Here is a 19,518-nt window from a genome sequence, read left to right on the forward strand (position 1 = left end):
AAATGCTAAAACTAATACTGTATGCACCAGGCCCCCGAACCGGCTAAAACCGCTTCCCGCCAGCAGGAGGAAAGTCTCCGTAACGGGTCGCCCTTCTTTTCGTTTGACGCGCCTCAGCCGCCTCTCTTCTTTCAGACCAAACTTACCGTAAACGAACCCGGTGATGAGTTTGAAAGAGAAGCGGATGACGTGGCCGACAAGGTCATGCGCATGGAAAACGTGCAGGTGCAAAGGAAGTGTGCCGAATGCGAGCAGGAGGAAGAACAGGTTCACCGTTCTGCAGAAGGTGCCACCTCCATTCCGGCCGGTATGGAGGCCTCCCTGGCAGCGTCCCGCGGCGGAGGCCGGGGCTTGGAGCCGGAAACGCGATCTTTCATGGAGCGTAAATTTGGTGCAGGTTTCGGCGATGTGCGGATACATGCTGATGGAATGTCTGCTGGAATGAACCGGCAGTTGCAGGCCAGGGCTTTCGCGATCGGCACCGATATCTATTTTAACAACAATGAATATCAGCCGCAAACGCAATCAGGAAAACACCTGCTGGCACATGAACTAACGCACGTACTGCAACAGCGTAATGGGCTGAAGCAGGTATCCTGTTTTCGTTATAACGCCGGCACCACTGCCAACCCGGTGAATATCGAGATCGACTACAGTTTTTTGGATACGACCTACTTCGGCCATTACGACCGGGGCTGCGAGGCGCTGTATACGCAGCTGACCACTCGTCCGGCTACGCCGGTACAGGCGGCTATTGCAGCACTAACGCCCGGTCAGCAAAGATGGTTGTTGTTTGCGCTGGATATACTGATCGATAATCCGTTGCCAGGCTTCAATGTGACCAGGGCCGCTAACGCCTTGATCGCCTTTGCGCCACAGGCATTGTACCAGCCGCTGGATGGTACGCTCAGCACCACCTTCGAGAACGAGGTGTTACGGAGCAGTGGATGGTTTGAACGTGCATTTACCCGCGGACTGACGGCGCCTACTGCTACGGAGGTAGCCGCGTTGGACGTATTGTTTAACGGAACCTCCAGCGGTGGCAGTGCGGGCAGTTCCAGTTGTCCGGCTACGCGTATTGCGGCGCTAAATGAAGTGCGTTTACGGGCTGATACGCCAGGCTTGCTCACTAATTACCTCGCTACCCAGGTGGCGGCGGTGAGCGGTGCATCGGTGGCTTCTCAGAACACCTCCGACGTGCTGCCTATCGCTGACCTGGTACACCAGGAAGCGTTATCCTTTTTTAGTCCGTATATGGGCCGTGGCAGCTCGCGGCACTTCCTCGATAACTGGCGATACTCAAGTCATCTGCAAGCCAGCACGGCTCCCGGAGCGATCCCGCCCGATGTGCGCAGAGCGTATATCGATAACCGTGCGACCATGGAAGCTGACGCGAATGGCCTGTTAGCTGCTACGAACTTCGATCCGCGATGCGCGGCAGACGTCACTGTGTGGGATGATATCATCAACACGCTGGATGCCGATCCGGCGGTGCAAACGAGTGTAAATACGATCCTGGCCTGGCAAACCTTTACCGCGCACGGACCAACGGCAGCTGATGTAACGATCAACCTGCAATATCGCACCAGCGCGAGTGGCGGCGAATGCGGCGCGCGATGGCGTACCGTTAATACGCTTTGCCATGAACTGATGCACGTGTATCATCACCAACGTTTTTACAACATCAATAACGGCCGGCAAATCATTACAGAAGGTTTCCCCGAAATACTCGGCGATCAGTTGTTCGAGCATATTCGCGCTTCCGCAAACAGGAGTACGGCGTATCGCCAACGCTTCGAAGGAGGAATGGCGACAGGTGCGTGCATAGGCGTAAGTATTCCCGCGGCGCAAACCGGATACAGGCAGGCGGGGCAGCATGCAGAGGATGTGCGTGTGATGATGGGCGACGATCGTTTCCGCGCGGCCTTTTTCCTGGGACAATTCGGACTGGTGGGCTTACAGCCCAAGCTGGAACAGGGCGGGGCAGATAACGTTCATGAGCGTGAGGCAGATGCGATGGCAGACAGGGTAGTAAGTTTTCCTTCAAAAACACTTGTATGAAATATAAAAAACGCCAGCCGGACCTACATCAGTCACCGAAGAACGAACCGCCATTCTTTCCATCCACGGTGCAGCGTGCGGCCGAAAACACAGGCGCACCGTTACCCGACCACGTGCAGCAGTTCTTCGCGCCCCGTTTCGGACAAGACTTTGGTCATGTACGGGTGCATACGGACGAACAGGCGGCCAATGCGTTCGGTGCTAAAGCATTCACACAAGGCTCGCATATTGTTTTCAATCAAGGGCAATATAATCCTGACTCCCGCGAGGGGCAACGCCTGCTCGCCCATGAACTTACGCATGTAACGCAACAGCAAAGCGGCCGCACGCAAGGCGTACAGCGCGAACCGCTTGGCGGCAGCGACCAGGATAAAGCTGCTGCGTTATGGACATCCTATCAAAACTCGATAGAAATCGACAGCTTTGAATTTGGAACGGCTGCGCTCACGCCGGAACACATCGAACGTTTGAAAGAATATAAACAACGTATTACCGGGCTGCTGTTGCATTATCCTGATTCGTTCCTCACGCTCTGGGGCCATACCGATGCCGTGGATACAGAAGCGAAGAACGAAGCCCTCGGCCTCGCCCGTGCAGAAGCCGTAAAGCAGGAACTCACCAGTGGCGAAAGTGCGCTGCCGGACGCGATGATCAGCACCCGCACTGTTGGCGAAAGAGAGCCTGCCGTAAAATCATCCGGCCGCGAACCACGTAACCGGCGCGTACAACTGCTGCTATCCGCCCGAAGGTTCATTACGCCGCCCAAGCTCGACTGGACGCCGCAACCGCCGTTAAAAGGTGACTACAAACTGCCCGACTTTCACAATCCTTTCTGGCCTAAAGTACCCACGGAAGACGTGACGCCGGACTATTACCAAAAGATCCCGGACCTGCGGTTACCGCGTAAAACGCCGATTGAAGCCTGGGCGGAAGATGATCCCCTGCTGAAAACGCTGCTTACGCCAGGATTGAAGAAAGAACTGATCGACGCGATCAAGGATGGGGACGAGATCATCGCAGAAAAAATACTCGATGCCCTGCCGATAGAAGATAAACTCAAAAGTGCCCTGAAGGCGACTGCCAAAGGGCTGCTGCAATGGGCTAAAGGCAAACGCTGGACGCCGCCGGAGCCGCCGCTGCACCCGATGCCACCTTCCGGCGCACCGCCATATCAACCCGCACCGGGCGAAACCATCATTCCCGGACCTTCATTGAAATTTGATGAAAATAAGATCATAGATTGGTTCCGGAAATTGTAACGACACATGAATGAATTAATGCAGGCCATCAACCAGTTGGCCATCTTTATACAAGCCAGGTTGGCCGCTCACTTCTCTCATAAAGAAGTAGATACACAGGGTTACGTGAACGACATCGCCGAAAATACATCGGCCCTGCCAGCCTTTGCGCCTTTTTCTCCCACCGAACAGGTGATCCTGCTACTCGCGCTCATGCCGCATCTGCAACCAGGATTTTTCGAATCGATTATACAACAGTACCTGCCGCAGGGCGGTGATTTCCCGGAGTTCGGCGGCGCGAAAGGGAATAATCACCGCGGCATGTTGCCCACCGGCGAAACGGCGGTGTTCCTCCTGGCCGGAAGAAACATCTTTACGCGTCAACAACTACACGCCATTTTTGCGGATGAGGGAGTGCTTTACCAGGAAGGTGTGTTGACACTGGGTGGTGTGAAAGACGGGGAGCCTGCAATGAGCGGCCGGCTGGTGTTGTCTCCTGAATGGTTGCACCAGGTACTTGTAGGCAAGGAGCTGCAGCCACGCTTCAGTCCCGAGTTTCCCGCCCGCAGGCTGCGCACGAAAATGAATTGGGAAGATGCGGTGTTGCACCCGATTACCCGCGAACAGATCGGCGACATCCGCACCTGGCTGCAGTATCAGCATGAATTTAGAAACGATGCCAACCTGTCCCGCAAGGTAAAGCCGGGCTACAGGGCGTTGTTCTATGGCCCGTCCGGCACCGGCAAAACGCTTACGGCCACGTTGCTCGGCAAACAATTCGGCCAGGAAGTGTATCGCATCGACCTGTCGCAGGTAGTGTCCAAATACATTGGTGAAACCGAGAAGAACCTGGAGAAGGTGTTTACCCGCGCGGAGAATAAAAACTGGATACTGTTCTTCGACGAGGCCGACGCGCTGTTCGGCAAACGCACGAACGTGCAGAGCGCCCACGACCGTTTCGCGAACCAGGAAGTATCGTACCTCCTGCAACGGGTGGAAGAGTTCCCCGGCCTGATGATCCTGGCATCCAACTTCAAAAATAACCTGGACGAGGCCTTCCTGCGCCGCTTCCATGCGATCATTCACTTTCCTGTGCCTAATGAAGAAGAGCGCAGGCAGCTGTGGGAGAAATCATTGCCCGCCAGCCTTAAGTTGTCGCCCGGGGTGGATGTTAAGCAATTGTCAGCCCGCTTCGACCTCACCGGGGCGGCTATCCTGAATGTGATGCAATACGCCACCCTGCGCGCTTTTGCCCGGGGAGACGGCCAATTACAACTGCAGGACGTGCTGGAAGGCGTGCGTAAAGAACTGGCGAAGGAGGAGAAATCGCTTTAAGTTGTATTTTCGCTGTTAAACATTCCCTGTTTAGTATGAGAAAATTTTTGGTTTCGGGCCTGCTGGCGCTGTCGGCATTATCCGCTGCAGCACAGTCAGACAGGTGGCAGCAGCGTGTGAAGTATAAGATGGATATTGATGTGGATGCGGCGGCCAACCGTTTTACAGGTAAACAAAGCCTGCAATATTTCAACAACTCTCCGGATACGCTTCATAAAGTATTTTATCACCTTTACTGGAACGCGTTTCAGCCCAACAGCTCTATGGACGTGCGCAGCCGCGAGCTGGGCAAAGTGCTGCTCGGCAAAGATAAGAACGGCAATAACCGCTACGACTGGGACGGCCGCGTACTCGACCGCATCTCTAAATTAAATCCCGACGAAGTCGGTTACCAAAAGATACGCTCCCTCAAAATGAACGGCCGCCAGCAAAACTTCCGCACCCAGGAAACCATCCTGGTAGTGGAGCTGGACCAACCCATTCTGCCGAAAAGCAGCGTAACCTTCGATATGGAGTTCGACGCCCAGGTGCCCGTACAGATCCGTCGCAGTGGCCGTCATAACAAAGAAGGGGTTGACTTTTCCATGGCGCAGTGGTATCCTAAAATGTGTGAATATGATTATGAGGGCTGGCACCCTACGCCGTACATCGCCCGCGAGTTTTATGGGGTATGGGGCGACTATGAAGTGAACATCACCATCGATAAAGCCTATACGATAGGTGGTACCGGTTACCTGCAAAATCCTGCGCAAATCGGTCATGGATATGAAGCGCCGGGCACCAAAGTGATACCGCCCGCCGGTAAAAAACTCACCTGGCGTTTTGTGGCACCCAACGTGCACGATTTCGTGTGGGCCGCCGATCCAAATTACAAACACATCACTAAAAAGATCGACGATTTTACTGCGCATTTCTTCTTTATCGAAACCGATACCACCCGCAAAACCTGGCCACTGCTGCCAGACCTGATGACCAAAGCTTACGCTTATGCCAAAGCGCATTACGGTCCTTATCCATACAAGCAGTATTCCTTCATCCAGGGTGGCGACGGCGGTATGGAATATCCAATGGCCACACTGATACTCGGCACCGGCAAACTCGATGGCCTGTATGGCGTATCGGTACATGAATGGATGCACAGCTGGTACCAGGGCATGCTGGCCACTAACGAAAGCCTGTATCCGTGGATGGATGAAGGTTTTACCACATTCGGGGAAGATAATATCATACAATCCACATTGGATTCCAACGCCAATAAATGGGCACACGAAGGGTCTTACGCTAACTACTTCGGCCTGATCAGGAGTGGTCGCGAGGAGCCGATGAGCACACATGCGGACCATTTCAATACCAACAATGGTTACAGTGTGTCGTCTTATTCAAAAGGAGCCGTATTTCTCGAGCAGCTCGGCTACATCATTGGCGCCGCCAATCGCGATAAAGGCCTGCTGCGTTACTACTGGGAGTGGCGCTTCAAGCATCCTAACCTGAACGACTTTGTACGGGTAATGGAGAAAACGAGCGGCATTCAACTGGACTGGTATAAGATGTATTTCGTCAACACCACCAAACACATCGATTACGCGCTTGACAGCATGTACGAAAAGAACGGCAACGCTGTAGTCCGCCTCCGCCGCAAAGGCCTGATGCCGATGCCTGTTGATTTTGTAGTAGAAACAAAAGACGGCCGAAAAGTAAACCACTATATCCCCCTCGACCTGATGTTCGGCACAAAACCCAACGAAGACGCCACTATACAACGCATCGAACACGACGCCTGGCAGTGGGTAGCGCCTACGTATGAGATAAGCCTGAACGTGCCCTTCAACCAGCTGCGCAGCGTGGAGATTGATCCCAGCCAGCGGATGGCGGATATAGACAGGAGTAATAATAAGGCGGTGGACTAAGCTGCCGGAACATTTTTCAGCCGCCGTTGTGTCACTCACTTCAGCTTTGTTTCTCTTATCGACATCAAACAAAAAAGACCGCCTGTTACAGGCGGTCTTTTTTGTTTAAAATATCATTTCCTCCAAAGCACTGTTCCAGGGATTCTTTCGAAGCTGCTCCCGCGTTTGCAGGTCGTGCAGGTGGTGGGCGGTGTGATACGCGGTAAAGTACAATACCTCCCTTATCGTAATCTTGCCAAGTAACGGATGCGGTAGTACGTAATTGTCCAGCTCTTCTTCCGTCCAGCTTTCTATCTGTTGGATGAGGCGTTCCTTTTGTTGATAAAACTGTTTCAGCAAAGGTTCGCGGTGCGATAGTTCTATAATGCCCGGTATATATTCCCGGGTGGCGGCGAAACCTTTGGATAACTGCTGGCGATAGTCGTTCACCAAAGCTTCGTAACCACGGGAGGGCGTTTTAGGTTTGCCGTACCAGCGAAGTGCCAGTTTGGGCAGGCTTAAGGCCTTGTTCACTGGTTTGGTGCTGCGAAGTAAGTGGTCCAGTTGCTGCCCGGCCGACCATTTGCCTTCCGGCGAAACGGCGAAGCGGTGATTGGACAGTGAGTCTATAAAATGCGCAAATGCGTTAAAGTTTGTATTGAGAAGCGTAGCAATTTCATTCCTGTTCATAGTAAGCTGGTTTTTCGGTGAACAGTGTCGTACAGTTGACGGTTAATTATAAGGCGTGCTGCGTTGATACCGCGGTTAGCTAATGTACCATTCTTTTTGGTGCCGGCCTAATTTAAACCGGCTATTCCAGTATCTCGCACTGGTAGCCCTGCGCCTGTACGAACGCGATCATCTGTGCTTCGGTTACCTTCAGGTCAACGATGCGCAGTACCTTATCGCAATCTTCTATATCGACATTGCAAGGCCCAACGTCAAAGTGCTGGCGGATGGCCTTTAGTACGCTGTGGCTTTCGCCGGGTGTGCCGATGTTCGTTTTAAATATACCGATCATCGAGGTGTGGTTAAGAAAGGCGGTGGTCATGGTTAAATAGTTAGGTGTTAAAAGGCGTTCCGGCCCATGCAAAAGCCGAAACGCGGGGAAGCTTAGATAGATTTATCTTCGGGAGCCTGTGTATCGTGTTTTGTTTCTTCTTCCAGCTCGGACCAGCGTCCGCGCATGCATTTGGAAAGGCTTTGTTTCAGTTTAAGCTTTTCTTCCTCTGACATATGCTTCATTTTAGCCTTCATCTTATCCTTCCAGTGCTGACGGCTTTTTTCGCCCCAGGGAGCGCCGCCGCCTTTAGCAAAGCTGCCGAGCAGCAGTTTGCTAAGCACTAACAGGCCTAATGCCTGCCAGAAGGTAATTACCGGGCCATGGAAAAGTTCCGGCACCAGCCAGTTCCACAGGCCCATGGTCACGAAACCCAGCAGCGCACTACAGGCGGCCACCATCAGTATCACTTTAAGAACAAGGCCTACAGAAAATCGTTTCATACGTATTCGTTTAAGCATTTAAAAACTCTGTGTAAACAGCTGCCAGTCGTTCGCGCAGGTGTAAGATCGCATACCGCTTCCTCGACAGTAAGGTGTTCACGGATACACCCGTTGCTTCGGAAATTTCTTTAAAGGATTTGCCTTCCACTTCGTGTTGCAGAAACACGTAGCGTTGTTCTTCCGGCAGTTCGTCCAAAGCCTCGGTAACGGCCTCCATGGCTACTTTTCGCAGCAGGGGCGCATCGGCAGTGGCGGCCTTGTCGGGCAAAATATCGGAAAGGTATAGCGTGTCTTGCCCGTCTTCGCGTGCAACCTGGTAGTCGGAGAAGTTATCCTCCCGCTTCTTCCGGAACCAGTCCGTGATCCGGTTACGGGTAACGGCAAACAGCCAGCCGGTGATCGAATCCACCTCTGTACCCACTCTTAAATATTGGGTAAACTGGTAGAAAACATCTTGCAAAATATCTTCGGCATCGTCGGCATTATTTACCCGCTTCCGGATAAAATGCAGCAAACGTTTCCGTTCCTTTTGCACCGTTTCCTTTATTCGCTCGTTTTGTTCGGCTGCCATAGCTGTTTTTGTCAGGAGCAACTCTCTCATCTTAATTAGGAAGACGAGCAGGGGAAGCTGATATTTTAAAGGCCTGGTATTTTTTTTGAAAAAAGATGCGGCCACCTGTATGACCCGGCGCTAATCATCTCATTGTCAACATAAGACGCGCCGGCGCATTGCTTACCCCTATTAAAAGACGGCTATTTAACGCTAAGGATGTATTTATCCTTGAAAGATTCTTCGGGGAAAAGTCGGTAGATGTCTACTTTTTTGGGCCGGTAACCGCTTTCGGAAATTTCCTGGGCCAGGTCGCCACCTTTGAGGCAGATGAGGCCGGAGGGTACACCGTCGTTATCCTGCGGGGCCTTTTTCAGCACTGGTTTGCTCCAACGCATCAAATCGGCTAAAGGCGCCACCGCGCGGGACACTACGACGTCGAACTTGCGGTTCTTGATTTCTTCTGCACGGGTGTGCTGGAAGGTAACGTTTTTCAGTTGCAGGGCTTCCACCACAGCTTCCACCACCTTAATCTTTTTGCCGATGGAGTCTGCCAGGTGAAAATGTACGTCGGGAAAGAAAATAGCGAGGGGAATACCCGGGAAACCGCCGCCCGTACCCAGGTCCAGCACTTTCATGCCGGTAGGGAAGTTGGCCACGGCCGCAATGCTCAGGGAATGTAGCACATGTTTCTCATACAAGGCGTCGATATCCTTGCGGGAAATCACGTTTATCTTTTCATTCCATTCGCGGTAAACCGCATCCAGGGCCTTCAGCTGTTCGAGCTGAACGGGCGAAAAATCTCCGAAATATTTAAGGACGATATCCATATGTTATCTGTTCGCTACTTCCACTTGTTCTTCGACTTAAAGAACAATGCGGGCGTGAAGATAACATAATATAGGAACATGAGGATGTCCATCAGCCAGCTGTAGATGAATAAGTCCTTCTCATCCAGCTTTTTAAGTGCGAAATAAGTGATGACGGACTGAACGAGCAGCTTGCCGCCAATGATGCCTAACGTCCAGTACAGCATGGGCGGGTAAAAGATCGCCGCGATCATAGCCGGGTAAAACAGGAAGTGGGAGAGGGAGAAGAGGCCCAGCATCACTTTATGGCTAAACCGGTAAAACTTACCGGTGCTCATATGGCGCGTTTTCTGCCGGAACCAGCTCTTCCAGGTGTCTTTCGGCTCACTATAGGCAAAGGCCTGCTTGTGGATAACTACGCTGGTGTTGTGGCTGGTGGCGGCTTTGTTCACAAACAGATCGTCATCGCCCGATGCAATATGCTGGTGAGAGGTAAATCCTTTATGTCGGAAAAACAGCTCGCGTTTGTACGCCAGGTTACGGCCCACGCCCATGTAAGGCAGTCCGGCCATGGCGAACGACAAGTATTGCAGCGCAGCAAAGTAAGTTTCATAGCGGATCAGTTTGTTCAGGAAGCCGGGCTTTTTGTAATAAGGTCCGTAACCCAGTACGATCTCGGTACCGTTGGTAAAGCCCTGGCTCATCATCGACAGCCAATGCGTGCTGCCCGGCTTACAGTCCGCATCCGTCAGCAGCACGGTGCTGTTCTTAGCGCCGTTAATGCCCATGCTCAGCGGGAACTTCTTACCCGGGATGAACTGGGCAGATTGTTTCAACTCGATGTGGCGGTAATGGGGATAACCCGGTTCGATGGAACGCAGGTAATATTTAGTATCGTCCTCGGAGTTGTCGTTCACCACGATCACCTCGTAAGCCGGATTTTTATGCTGGTGGTAGCGCTGTTGCAGCACGGTAGGGAGGTTGCGCGCCAGGTTGTTTTCCTCGTTCTTGGCACAAATCACGACCGACATGTCGAGCTGGGGGGCCAGGTCCTCGTCGAATTTGCGTTTGTAAAAGGCTACCCGCGAAAAGAAAAACAGGTAATAAAGCGTTTGCACCGCGGCGGCGGCGGCGAAGATATAGAAGATAATAATACCGATCTGGTCAGACATAACGGGAGCAAAAATATATGTTTTTATTTGGCTATGTATTGCTGTGGAAAAAAAGAGGTTTTTCCCTTCTTTGTTTTTCCAATAGCTTTGCAGCCTGTATGGATTTTGAACTGATTTCTACCGATAGCGGCTCCAGCGCCCGGGCCGGCAAAATCACCACCGCACACGGGGTGATAGAAACGCCTATTTTCATGCCTGTAGGCACCGTGGGCAGTGTAAAAGCCGTTACGCAGGAGCAGTTGCGTGCCGACGTAAAAGCCCAGATCATCCTGGGTAATACTTACCATTTATACCTCCGCCCCGGATTGGATGTGATTTCCAAAGCCGGCGGCCTGCATAAATTTAATGGTTGGGACAGGCCTATTCTCACCGACAGCGGCGGCTACCAGGTATTTTCCCTGGCGGCGAACCGTAAGATCAAGGAAGAAGGCGTGGTGTTCCAATCGCACATCGACGGCTCGCGACACCTGTTTACGCCGGAGAATGTGATGGACATTCAGCGTACCATTGGTGCAGATATCATTATGGCTTTCGACGAATGTCCGCCGTACCCGTCCGAATACCGGTATGCCCGTAAATCGATGGAGCTTACCCACCGCTGGCTGGACCGCTGCATTAAACGTTTCGGAGAAACTGAGCCTGCGTACGGTTACGAGCAGACGTTATTCCCGATCATACAAGGTAGTACTTATAAAGACCTGCGCGTCGCATCGGCAGAATATATTGCTTCCCGCGATTGCGCCGGTAACGCCATTGGCGGCCTGAGCGTGGGCGAACCTGAGCAGGAGATGTACGACATGTGCGGACTGGTATGCGAAAAGCTGCCGGTAGAAAAGCCGCGTTACCTCATGGGCGTGGGTACCCCCTGGAACATTCTTCAGAACATCGGCCTGGGCGTAGATATGTTCGACTGTGTGATGCCTACCCGCAATGGCCGTAACGGCATGCTGTTTACCTGGGAGGGCGTGATCAATATCAAGAATAAAAAATGGGCCGACGATTTTAGCCCGATTGATGCCAACAGTACCAGCGCCCCCAGCCGGGAGTATACCAAGGCTTACCTGCGTCACCTGTTTGTGGCCGGTGAATTCCTGGCGCTTACCCTGGCGAGCATCCATAACCTGTCTTTCTACCTGGAACTGGTTACAGAAGCCCGTAAACAGATACTGGCCGGTACCTTTGCTCCCTGGAAAGCGAAAATGGTGCAACAATTGCAGGTAAGGCGCTGATGAAATGTATCAAAAAACTATAATTTTATACCTTCGGCCTTCCGTTCTTTTCCCGGAACGGATAACAACAGCGCAATGAAAAAATTAGACTGGTATATACTCCGCAAGTTCATCGGTACATTTGTTTACTCACTGGGTATCCTGCTGGTTATTTCGGTTGTGATCGACATTACCGAAAAGGTGGACGACTTCATGAAGCACGACTTGTCTTTCTGGCAGGTGGTGACGGAGTATTATATTGGATTTGTGCCGCACATTGCCGCGCTGTTATTCCCGCTGTTCATCTTTATTTCCGTTATCTTTTTTACCTCGAAGCTGGCTTACCGTTCGGAGATCATTGCGATACTCGCTTCGGGCGTAAGCTTCCGGCGCTTCATGCGGCCGTATTGGGTAGGGGCGATTTTGTTCGGTTCGATCCTATACCTGGCCAACCTTTGGGTGATACCAAGGGCCAATCGCATACGTACGACGTTCGAGAACAAATACGTAGGTAAACCGAAAGATGCAGATGGTATGCGGGATAAAACCCTGCGTATCGATACGGTTACTTACGTGACTTTCGGCTACTACGATCCAAAGTTTAAGACCGGCTCCAACTTCACCTTGCAAAAGCTGAAAGGCCTGCAGGTGGTATACAAACTGCGGGCGGAAAGTGTCGCCTGGGACTCTACCAAAAAGTCGTGGAAGCTCAGTTACGTATCCGAGCGCTCTATCAATGGCCTGAATGAAAAAGCTGCCAAGGTGGGGGACACGGTATTGAAAATCGCGCTCTCGCCCAGCGAAATGATTGAAGAAAAAAACATGCAGGAGGCCATGACCACGTCGGAGCTGAATGCTTACATCGCGCGTGAGGAATTACGAGGAGCAGAGGGATTGAGCACTTATTATGTCGAAAAATACCGACGCCTGTCAGCCGGTGTGGCCGTGATCGTATTAAGTTTGATCGGGGTGATTATGAGTAGCCGTAAGGTTCGCGGTGGTAGTGGTTTACACATGGCCATCGGTATCGTGATCAGTGCGAGTTACATCCTGTTCCTGCAGTTCTCCACCGTATTTGCTACCAAGGCCAATCTAAGCCCGTTGCTGGCGGTGTGGATCCCCAACTTTGTATTCGGTGCGCTTGCCCTCTTTTTATACCGGCGGGCGCCAAAATGATATAAACGACGAGGCTGTCCTTACGGGCAGCCTTTTTAATTTGAAGTCGTTGAGTCTTGTGACGAACAGATTTTGTAGAGATGCACTGCTTCCGGGCAGCCTTTTTATTTGAAGTCGTTGAGTCTCTTGAAGAACAGATATTGTGGGGATGCACTACTTACGGGCAGCCTTATTTCACTTAAAGTCGTTGGGCGTTGATCTCGGTGATTGACTGGTTAGCCTGCTCGCGCTGCGCCTCCTCCCGGTAACGGCGGCGCATCAGCGCCATGTACACCGCTGCCAGCACGGCGTTGACCAATAACGGCAGGGCACTTATCCGCGGCCAGAGCTGAATGGTTAATGCAATGATAGTCGCGCCGGCCACTATGATCAATTGCGGCAGCATACTCGCAATCATCCACCTCGTGTGCTGTTCCGGCTTCATACCTGCTGATGCCAGTGCGAACAGCAACGCATAATCTACCAGTATAAATGCTGTAAGCGCGCATCCGGCCACTACCTGGTATGCAGTTTCAAAATCGAACGTTGTGCCGGGCAACCCGGCGAATGGCAGGCCAATGGCCAGGAACAGGATATTGGCGAATGTATGCTGGAGAAATATGCGCCAGCGGCGGAGGAAGGGGATGCGTTTAATCATTTTGAGACATTGATGCTGTTGATGACTTCGTCGGTCTGACTAGGCAGCCGCCGGTTCTTTATCATATAGATGATCGTCATAACGATCGTATACGCGATCGTTCCGGCTAACATCGACACATCGTTACTAAAAGGCGACTCTGATTGAAACCGTGCACCTCTTGCGATATTGATCGTTAGCAGCACGCAGGGTAATGCCATGTAGCCGAGCAGCCAGTGAATACGTTGGTGCTGCTGCATGTTGAGCGATACCAGCGTAAACAGTCCTCCATAAACCACGGTAAAGGCGATTATTGCGAATACGCTGATAGCGGAGGCCTGGTAAATCATATCGCGGATGACAGAGCCCTGCGGTTCGCTTACAACATAATACAACTGGTCCAGGATGGTAAGGAAGAGCCATGTCGCCGCTAAATGCTGCACAAAAAACCAAAACCGCTGTTTAAAGGAAACGTATTCTTTTATGTGTTTCATTAATCGTTAACATTGATACTGTTAATCAGTTCGTCCGCCTCATCCGGCAGCGACCGTTCTTCTTTCTTGTAGGCTGCGGCGGTGATGATCGCGTATACCACGGTGGCCAGCAGCGACGTGAGCCTGTTGTCGCTTGCTCCTATCATTACCGCGTCGTCCGAGGTGACCATGGTAAAATAAGTGAATGCATTAATCGCAAAGGGTAATGCCAGCGCTGCAAGCATCCAGGCAATGCGTTGGCGCATTTTCATTTGAAAAGACGCCAGCGCGAACAGGTAGGCCACGATTACATAAATCGCCAGGCCGGTTCCAAACGACCAGAGCCACATGCTCAGCACAGGCCCGTCCGACCACAGTTCCGGGCCACGGCGCCCAAACACTAACAGGAAATTGATCGTGTTGGACATCAGGAAAGGAAACGTTAGGTGTTTCATAAACATGATGAGCCGTTTAGGCATAGCGATTTGTTGATTCATAGGTGCTTACTTTCTTCTTGGATGTTGATGCTGTTTAACAGGTCATCCGCGTTTACCTCCCGCTCTTTTTTACGAAGCCGGAAGTGAGCGATAATGCTGTAGATAGTGTTTGGGATAGATATCATTACGATCATGCCGAGCGTCATCGTAAGGCCGCCCTCTTCCCGTTCGGCCAGCCACGCAAAGATGGGGATCAGGTAGCCGGCAAACATCAGGTAGAGCAACATGTTACTCTCCTGGACGTTAAACCGCCTGGCAATCGTAGCGGTGATTGCACTCACAATGCACGACAGTAACAAAAAGCTTAGCACGGTGATCATAATTGCCCCTGCGCCAAAATCCGGGTTGGGGTTAAAAATGGCGGCAAGGCTTATAAGCGCTGTGGCGACCAGCGAGGGCAAAAAAGTTGCCCTGAAATAAATCGCGAACCGTTGATCATATGTTCGTTGCATATAGGGATGTGTGGGTTGTCAGATAAAAATACTCATTTTTTCGAAGTAGCCTCTATGCTCTTCAGTATCTCGTCCAGGTCGTCTGGGCGCTCTTCATTGCGCAACCGCCGCGATACAAAATAACTGTACACGGCAAACGGCGTGGCGGTGGCAATAAGTATCAGCACTACCGTGTCAGTCATCTCCGAAATAGCGCTGCTGATCCACAAAAAAAAGCATAACAACAGGTACCAGCCCGGTATCGATACAAATATCAGCCGACTGTCCCGCAGCTTAAATTCCCAGGCCAGCCTTGCCAGTGCGGCCCCTAGTACGCCTGAAAGCAATACGGAGATCAATGCAAACACCAAAAACACCCACGAGCTGGCCGGGTCCATACCGCCTATCAGCAGGAATATGGCTACCAGTACCATCAGCACCAGTTGAGGGATAAGGAAAGCACGAAAGTAAATGCCGAAGCGGTCCATGTAAGGTCGGTCCATAACTTACCGGGTTAAGCTGAATAATATAATGTAGCTGCGCACATAAAAGTATTCTTTTTTTAATATTAATAAGCGTCCGCTGCTTAATCAATTAAGTAAATCGTTGTAAGTCAGTTCCCACGTCGGCGCTATTTTCTTTCCAAATTTTAACCTCAATTTCATCTTAAATTTTGTCATTTATCGTTACTTTTGTACATTGATCGAATTAGTTTTTTGTCTTAAATAATTGCGTCAAAATGAGTTACATAAAAGAAAAATTCAAGGTAAAGGCAGATGAGCTGAGCACAGAGGTGAAAGACTTGCTGAAAAACCACGGCAGCAAGGTGATTGGAGATGTGACGATTGCCCAGGCATACCAGGGAATGCGCGGAATTACAGGGCTGGTAACAGAAACTTCCCTGCTTGATGCTAATGAGGGTATCAGGTTCCGGGGCTATTCTATTCCCGAGCTTCGCGACAACCTGCCTAAAGCGGTAGGCGGTGCAGAGCCCCTGCCAGAAGGTTTATTTTATCTCATGCTCATGGGCGAATTGCCCACAGAAGCCGACGTACAGCACCTTTCCAGCGTATGGGCACGCAGATCCCACGTTCCAAACCACGTTTTTGACGCAATTGAAGCCCTCCCCATCACTACCCACCCGATGACTATGTTTAACGTAGGCATCATGGCGCTGCAAACGGAATCGCTGTTCGCTAAAGCTTATGCAGAAGGTATCAACAAAAAAGATTACTGGAGCTACATGTACGAGGATTCGATGAACCTCATCGCCCGCCTCCCACGCGTAGCAGCTTATATCTATCGCCGCAAATACAAAAACGGTCAGCATATTCAGCCCGACGGTCTGCTCGATTGGGGTTCCAACTTCGCGCACATGCTCGGTTACGACGACGAAGGCTTTAAAGAACTGATGCGTTTGTATATGACCATTCATGCCGACCACGAAGGTGGCAACGTGAGCGCTCACACTACGCACCTCGTAGGTTCCGCCCTCAGCGACGCTTACCAGTCATTCGCTGCCGGTATGAACGGCCTGGCAGGTCCGCTGCACGGCCTCGCCAACCAGGAAGTGATCCGCTGGATACTCGCCATGCAGGAAGAACTGGGTGGTGGTACTCCAACCAAAGAACAGATCGAGAAATACGTTCGTAAAACACTGGCAGACGGTAAAGTAGTACCTGGTTATGGCCACGCAGTACTGCGCAAAACGGATCCACGTTTCACCGCGCAGATGGAGTTTGCGAAAAAACACCTGCCGGAAGACGAGCTGGTGAAAATCGTTTGGATGGTATACGACGTAGTGCCTGGTGTACTCACCGAACTGGGTAAAGCGAAAAACCCATGGCCTAACGTAGACGCGCACTCTGGCGCATTGCTGGTGCATTACGGCATGGTAGAATATGAGTTCTACACCGTACTGTTCGGCGTTTCCCGCGCCCTTGGCGTATTGGCTTCCCTTTGTTGGGACCGTGCCCTCGGCCTGTCTATCGAAAGACCTAAATCCGTTACCACAGAATGGATGAAGAACTTCGTAGAAGGTAAAGTTGAAGCAAGCGCTGAGTAACAATTCAGCCTATCATACCAGGGCCATTCCAGCAGGAATGGCCTTTTTTTGTGTTCCAACAGCATCACTTTCTTCAGCCCCCGTTGCGTCGCACACTTCAGCTGGTAGTTATCCTGCTCAGGCAACAAGAATTGCTCAGCAGAAAAGAAAAAGTACAAGCGTGCGACGCAATGGCGGCAGGGGAGCAGATTGCCGCTGGTGACATAAAGTAGCTTGTTGGCATTTTCTTGTTTTCGCTCAATGCTGTATTTTGCATCCTTAACCAAACGGAAAAACGATTTCCTACATCGCATCCATATTAAACAATCCGATCGAATACCTGAAGGGTGTGGGGCCGCAGAAGGGGGAGCTGTTGCGTAAAGAGGCCGGCATCTTCACCTTTCGCGATCTGCTGGAGTATTTCCCGTTCCGGTATGTCGACCGTACCCGCATCACGAAAATCACCAGCCTGCATATGCAGCTTGATTACGTGCAGGTAAAAGGTCGCATCGTGCATATGGAAGTGATGGGCGATAAACGAGCGAAGCGCCTGGTCGCCAGGCTGCAGGATGATACCGGTACGATCGATCTCGTTTGGTTCCAGGGCTGGCAATGGATGCAGAAGTCGCTGCGCGAAAATGTGCAGTACCTCGTATTCGGAAAGATTGCTGCCTTCAACGGAAACCTGCAAATGAGCCATCCTGAAATGGAGCTGCTGAGCGAGGCCACTATTGATGGCAAACGTCACCTGGAAGCGGTGTATTCCACCACCGAAAAACTCAAGCAACGCGGACTAACGGCAAAGGCTATAGGAAAATTGACGCAGAACCTGCTGGAGCAGATGAACATGAACGAGATACAGGAAAACATTCCTGCACCGGTGCTGCAGCAATATCGATTGATGCCCAGGTCCATGGCCTATTTCAAGATACACATGCCTGCCAGTGAGGAAGAAGCGAAACAGGCGCAACGCCGCCTGAAATTCGAGGAGCTCTTCCTGGTACAGATCAAGATCTGTCGCGTGAAAATGCGCCGTCAGGCACAGTCGCACGGCTTTGTATTCGGCAAAGTGGGCGAGTTTTTTAACGACTTCTATAACAACCACCTGCCGTTCCCGCTTACGGGAGCGCAAAAACGGGTGTTGAAAGAAATACGGCAGGACACTGCCACCGGTAAACAAATGAACCGCCTGTTACAAGGCGATGTAGGCAGCGGTAAAACCATGGTCGCCCTGCTGACCATGCTGCTCGCCAACGACAACGGTGTGCAGGCCTGTTTGATGGCGCCCACCGAAATACTGGCGCAGCAACACTTTAAGAGTATCGCTGCACAGCTGGAAAATATGCCGGTAAACATTGCTTTGCTTACGGGCAACATTAAAGGCAAACAACGTAAGCAGGTACTGGCCGCCGCAGCAGATGGCAGTTTGCACATCCTGGTCGGTACGCACGCCTTATTAGAAAAGGAGGTGGTGTTTAAGAACCTCGGCATGTCTATTGTGGACGAGCAGCACCGCTTCGGAGTTGCCCAGCGCGCCCGCCTTTGGGAAAAAAACACCACACCGCCGCATGTACTTGTGATGACCGCCACGCCGATTCCCCGTACGCTGGCAATGACCGTTTACGGCGACCTGGATGTATCTGTAATCGACGAGATGCCGCCCGGCCGTAAACCGATTACGACTGTGCATCGTACAGAGTATCAACGTCCCCAGGTGATGGACTTCATCCGCGAGGAAATAAAAAAGGGCCGCCAGGCATATATCGTTTACCCGCTCATCGACGAATCCGAGAAGATGGATTACGAGAACCTCATGAAAGGGTATGAGGAGGTAAAAGCCTTTTTTCCCGAGCCCAAATACAACATCAGCATGGTGCATGGCCGCCAGCCGACAGAGATGCGAGAGAATAACATGCATCGCTTTGTGATCGGCGAAAGCCAGATCATGGTGGCTACCACGGTGATAGAGGTGGGCGTAAACGTGCCCAATGCCTCTGTGATGGTGATCGAAAGTACCGAACGCTTCGGGCTCTCGCAGTTGCATCAGTTACGCGGCAGGGTAGGTCGTGGTGCGGATCAATCGTATTGTGTGCTTATGACGGGCAACAAGATCGGTAACGAATCGCGCGAACGCATTAAGGTAATGGTACAAACCAATAACGGTTTTATTATATCTGAGAAAGATATGGAGTTACGTGGCCCCGGCGATCTCGAAGGCACGCGTCAAAGTGGTATCCTGGATTTACGTTTGGCAGACATTGTGCAGGATAAAGCTATGTTAGCAGCTGCCCGGGAATGTGCCGAAAAAATATTAGAAGAAGACCCGGATCTGTTAGCCCCCGAAAATAAAGGTCTTTTCGACTTCCTGGCCAGCCAGAAAACAAAATCCCAGTGGAGTAAAATATCCTAAGGTTTTTTACGTTTATGGTGTAACCATGTTGGTGGGACATAGCCATCTGATAATTAATCGAAATCAGCTTCAGTAAAGGTTTTTTTGACGGAAACGGTAACATTGGGCG

19 protein-coding genes are annotated in these 19,518 nt (G+C 51.5%); 8 read left to right on the forward strand and 11 right to left on the reverse strand.

What is annotated here, in order from left to right:
* Nucleotides 1-21: 21 nt before the first annotated feature.
* The 4 genes from MKQ68_RS00310 to MKQ68_RS00325 are packed head-to-tail and all read left to right on the forward strand — an operon-like array spanning nucleotide 22 to nucleotide 6,541.
* Entirely contained in the window at nucleotides 22-2,061 is a 2,040-nt protein-coding gene (locus MKQ68_RS00310; RefSeq protein ID WP_264281601.1) for an eCIS core domain-containing protein, read from the forward strand.
* Nucleotides 2,058-3,320, forward strand: a complete 1,263-nt coding sequence (locus MKQ68_RS00315; RefSeq protein WP_264281602.1) for an eCIS core domain-containing protein — start codon at nucleotides 2,058-2,060, stop codon at nucleotides 3,318-3,320. The genes MKQ68_RS00310 and MKQ68_RS00315 overlap by 4 nt, the downstream gene beginning before the upstream one ends.
* A 6-nt stretch (nucleotides 3,321-3,326) precedes the next feature.
* Nucleotides 3,327-4,634, forward strand: a complete 1,308-nt coding sequence (locus MKQ68_RS00320) for an ATP-binding protein (protein ID WP_264281603.1) — start codon at nucleotides 3,327-3,329, stop codon at nucleotides 4,632-4,634.
* A gap of 35 nt (nucleotides 4,635-4,669) precedes the next feature.
* Nucleotides 4,670-6,541 carry a M1 family metallopeptidase gene (locus tag MKQ68_RS00325; protein ID WP_264281604.1) on the forward strand — a complete coding sequence of 624 codons (1,872 nt, stop codon included), beginning with the start codon at nucleotides 4,670-4,672 and terminating at the stop codon, nucleotides 6,539-6,541.
* Between the two features lie 105 nt (nucleotides 6,542-6,646).
* On the opposite strand, the gene MKQ68_RS00330 is transcribed toward MKQ68_RS00325, so the two are convergent.
* The 6 genes from MKQ68_RS00330 to MKQ68_RS00355 all read right to left on the reverse strand — a co-directional run bounded on the left by MKQ68_RS00330 (nucleotide 6,647) and on the right by MKQ68_RS00355 (nucleotide 10,554).
* Nucleotides 6,647-7,210, reverse strand: coding sequence for a DinB family protein (locus MKQ68_RS00330; protein ID WP_264281605.1), 564 nt, complete (start codon nucleotides 7,208-7,210; stop codon nucleotides 6,647-6,649).
* Nucleotides 7,211-7,331: 121 nt separating this feature from the next.
* Entirely contained in the window at nucleotides 7,332-7,571 is a 240-nt protein-coding gene (locus MKQ68_RS00335) for a hypothetical protein (protein WP_244840875.1), read from the reverse strand.
* Between the two features lie 62 nt (nucleotides 7,572-7,633).
* Nucleotides 7,634-8,023 carry a hypothetical protein gene (locus MKQ68_RS00340; protein ID WP_264281606.1) on the reverse strand — a complete coding sequence of 130 codons (390 nt, stop codon included), beginning with the start codon at nucleotides 8,021-8,023 and terminating at the stop codon, nucleotides 7,634-7,636.
* 10 nt (nucleotides 8,024-8,033) lie between these two features.
* Nucleotides 8,034-8,594, reverse strand: a complete 561-nt coding sequence (locus MKQ68_RS00345) for an RNA polymerase sigma factor (RefSeq protein WP_264281607.1) — start codon at nucleotides 8,592-8,594, stop codon at nucleotides 8,034-8,036.
* A gap of 182 nt (nucleotides 8,595-8,776) precedes the next feature.
* A complete protein-coding gene (rsmG, locus tag MKQ68_RS00350; protein WP_264281608.1) occupies nucleotides 8,777-9,403 on the reverse strand; it encodes a 16S rRNA (guanine(527)-N(7))-methyltransferase RsmG in 627 nt (208 codons plus the stop codon).
* Nucleotides 9,404-9,417: 14 nt separating this feature from the next.
* Nucleotides 9,418-10,554: a glycosyltransferase gene (locus tag MKQ68_RS00355; RefSeq protein WP_264281609.1), complete on the reverse strand. Its 1,137-nt coding sequence runs from the start codon at nucleotides 10,552-10,554 to the stop codon at nucleotides 9,418-9,420.
* A gap of 98 nt (nucleotides 10,555-10,652) precedes the next feature.
* On the opposite strand from MKQ68_RS00355, the gene tgt reads away from it, so the two are divergent.
* Both tgt and MKQ68_RS00365 read left to right on the forward strand, forming a co-directional pair.
* The gene (tgt, locus tag MKQ68_RS00360) at nucleotides 10,653-11,783 is read left to right on the forward strand and encodes a tRNA guanosine(34) transglycosylase Tgt (protein ID WP_264281610.1); all 1,131 of its coding nucleotides are present in this window, start codon (nucleotides 10,653-10,655) and stop codon (nucleotides 11,781-11,783) included.
* Nucleotides 11,784-11,858: 75 nt separating this feature from the next.
* Nucleotides 11,859-12,938: an LptF/LptG family permease gene (locus MKQ68_RS00365; RefSeq protein WP_264281611.1), complete on the forward strand. Its 1,080-nt coding sequence runs from the start codon at nucleotides 11,859-11,861 to the stop codon at nucleotides 12,936-12,938.
* A gap of 178 nt (nucleotides 12,939-13,116) precedes the next feature.
* Here the strand turns inward: MKQ68_RS00365 and MKQ68_RS00370 are convergent, their stop codons facing one another.
* Genes MKQ68_RS00370 through MKQ68_RS00390 form a run of 5 tightly spaced genes read right to left on the reverse strand, consistent with a single transcriptional unit; the run spans nucleotide 13,117 to nucleotide 15,458 of the window.
* Nucleotides 13,117-13,575: a hypothetical protein gene (locus MKQ68_RS00370; protein ID WP_244837467.1), complete on the reverse strand. Its 459-nt coding sequence runs from the start codon at nucleotides 13,573-13,575 to the stop codon at nucleotides 13,117-13,119.
* Entirely contained in the window at nucleotides 13,572-14,048 is a 477-nt protein-coding gene (locus MKQ68_RS00375; protein WP_264281612.1) for a hypothetical protein, read from the reverse strand. Before MKQ68_RS00375 ends, MKQ68_RS00370 begins: the two co-directional genes overlap by 4 nt.
* Nucleotides 14,048-14,482, reverse strand: a complete 435-nt coding sequence (locus MKQ68_RS00380; RefSeq protein WP_244837465.1) for a hypothetical protein — start codon at nucleotides 14,480-14,482, stop codon at nucleotides 14,048-14,050. The genes MKQ68_RS00375 and MKQ68_RS00380 overlap by 1 nt, the downstream gene beginning before the upstream one ends.
* Nucleotides 14,483-14,520: 38 nt before the next feature.
* Nucleotides 14,521-14,976, reverse strand: a complete 456-nt coding sequence (locus MKQ68_RS00385; protein ID WP_264281613.1) for a hypothetical protein — start codon at nucleotides 14,974-14,976, stop codon at nucleotides 14,521-14,523.
* Nucleotides 14,977-15,008: 32 nt separating this feature from the next.
* Nucleotides 15,009-15,458 carry a hypothetical protein gene (locus MKQ68_RS00390; protein WP_264281614.1) on the reverse strand — a complete coding sequence of 150 codons (450 nt, stop codon included), beginning with the start codon at nucleotides 15,456-15,458 and terminating at the stop codon, nucleotides 15,009-15,011.
* 236 nt (nucleotides 15,459-15,694) lie between these two features.
* Between MKQ68_RS00390 and MKQ68_RS00395 the strand changes: the two genes are divergently transcribed.
* Together MKQ68_RS00395 and recG are read left to right on the forward strand one after the other, a co-directional pair.
* Entirely contained in the window at nucleotides 15,695-17,020 is a 1,326-nt protein-coding gene (locus tag MKQ68_RS00395; protein WP_264281615.1) for a citrate (Si)-synthase, eukaryotic, read from the forward strand.
* A 328-nt stretch (nucleotides 17,021-17,348) separates the two neighbouring features.
* Nucleotides 17,349-19,409, forward strand: coding sequence for an ATP-dependent DNA helicase RecG (gene recG, locus MKQ68_RS00400; RefSeq protein ID WP_264281616.1), 2,061 nt, complete (start codon nucleotides 17,349-17,351; stop codon nucleotides 19,407-19,409).
* The last annotated feature ends 109 nt before the right edge of the window (nucleotides 19,410-19,518 follow it).

It is taken from the genome of Chitinophaga horti (assembly GCF_022867795.2).
Lineage (GTDB): Bacteria > Bacteroidota > Bacteroidia > Chitinophagales > Chitinophagaceae > Chitinophaga > Chitinophaga horti.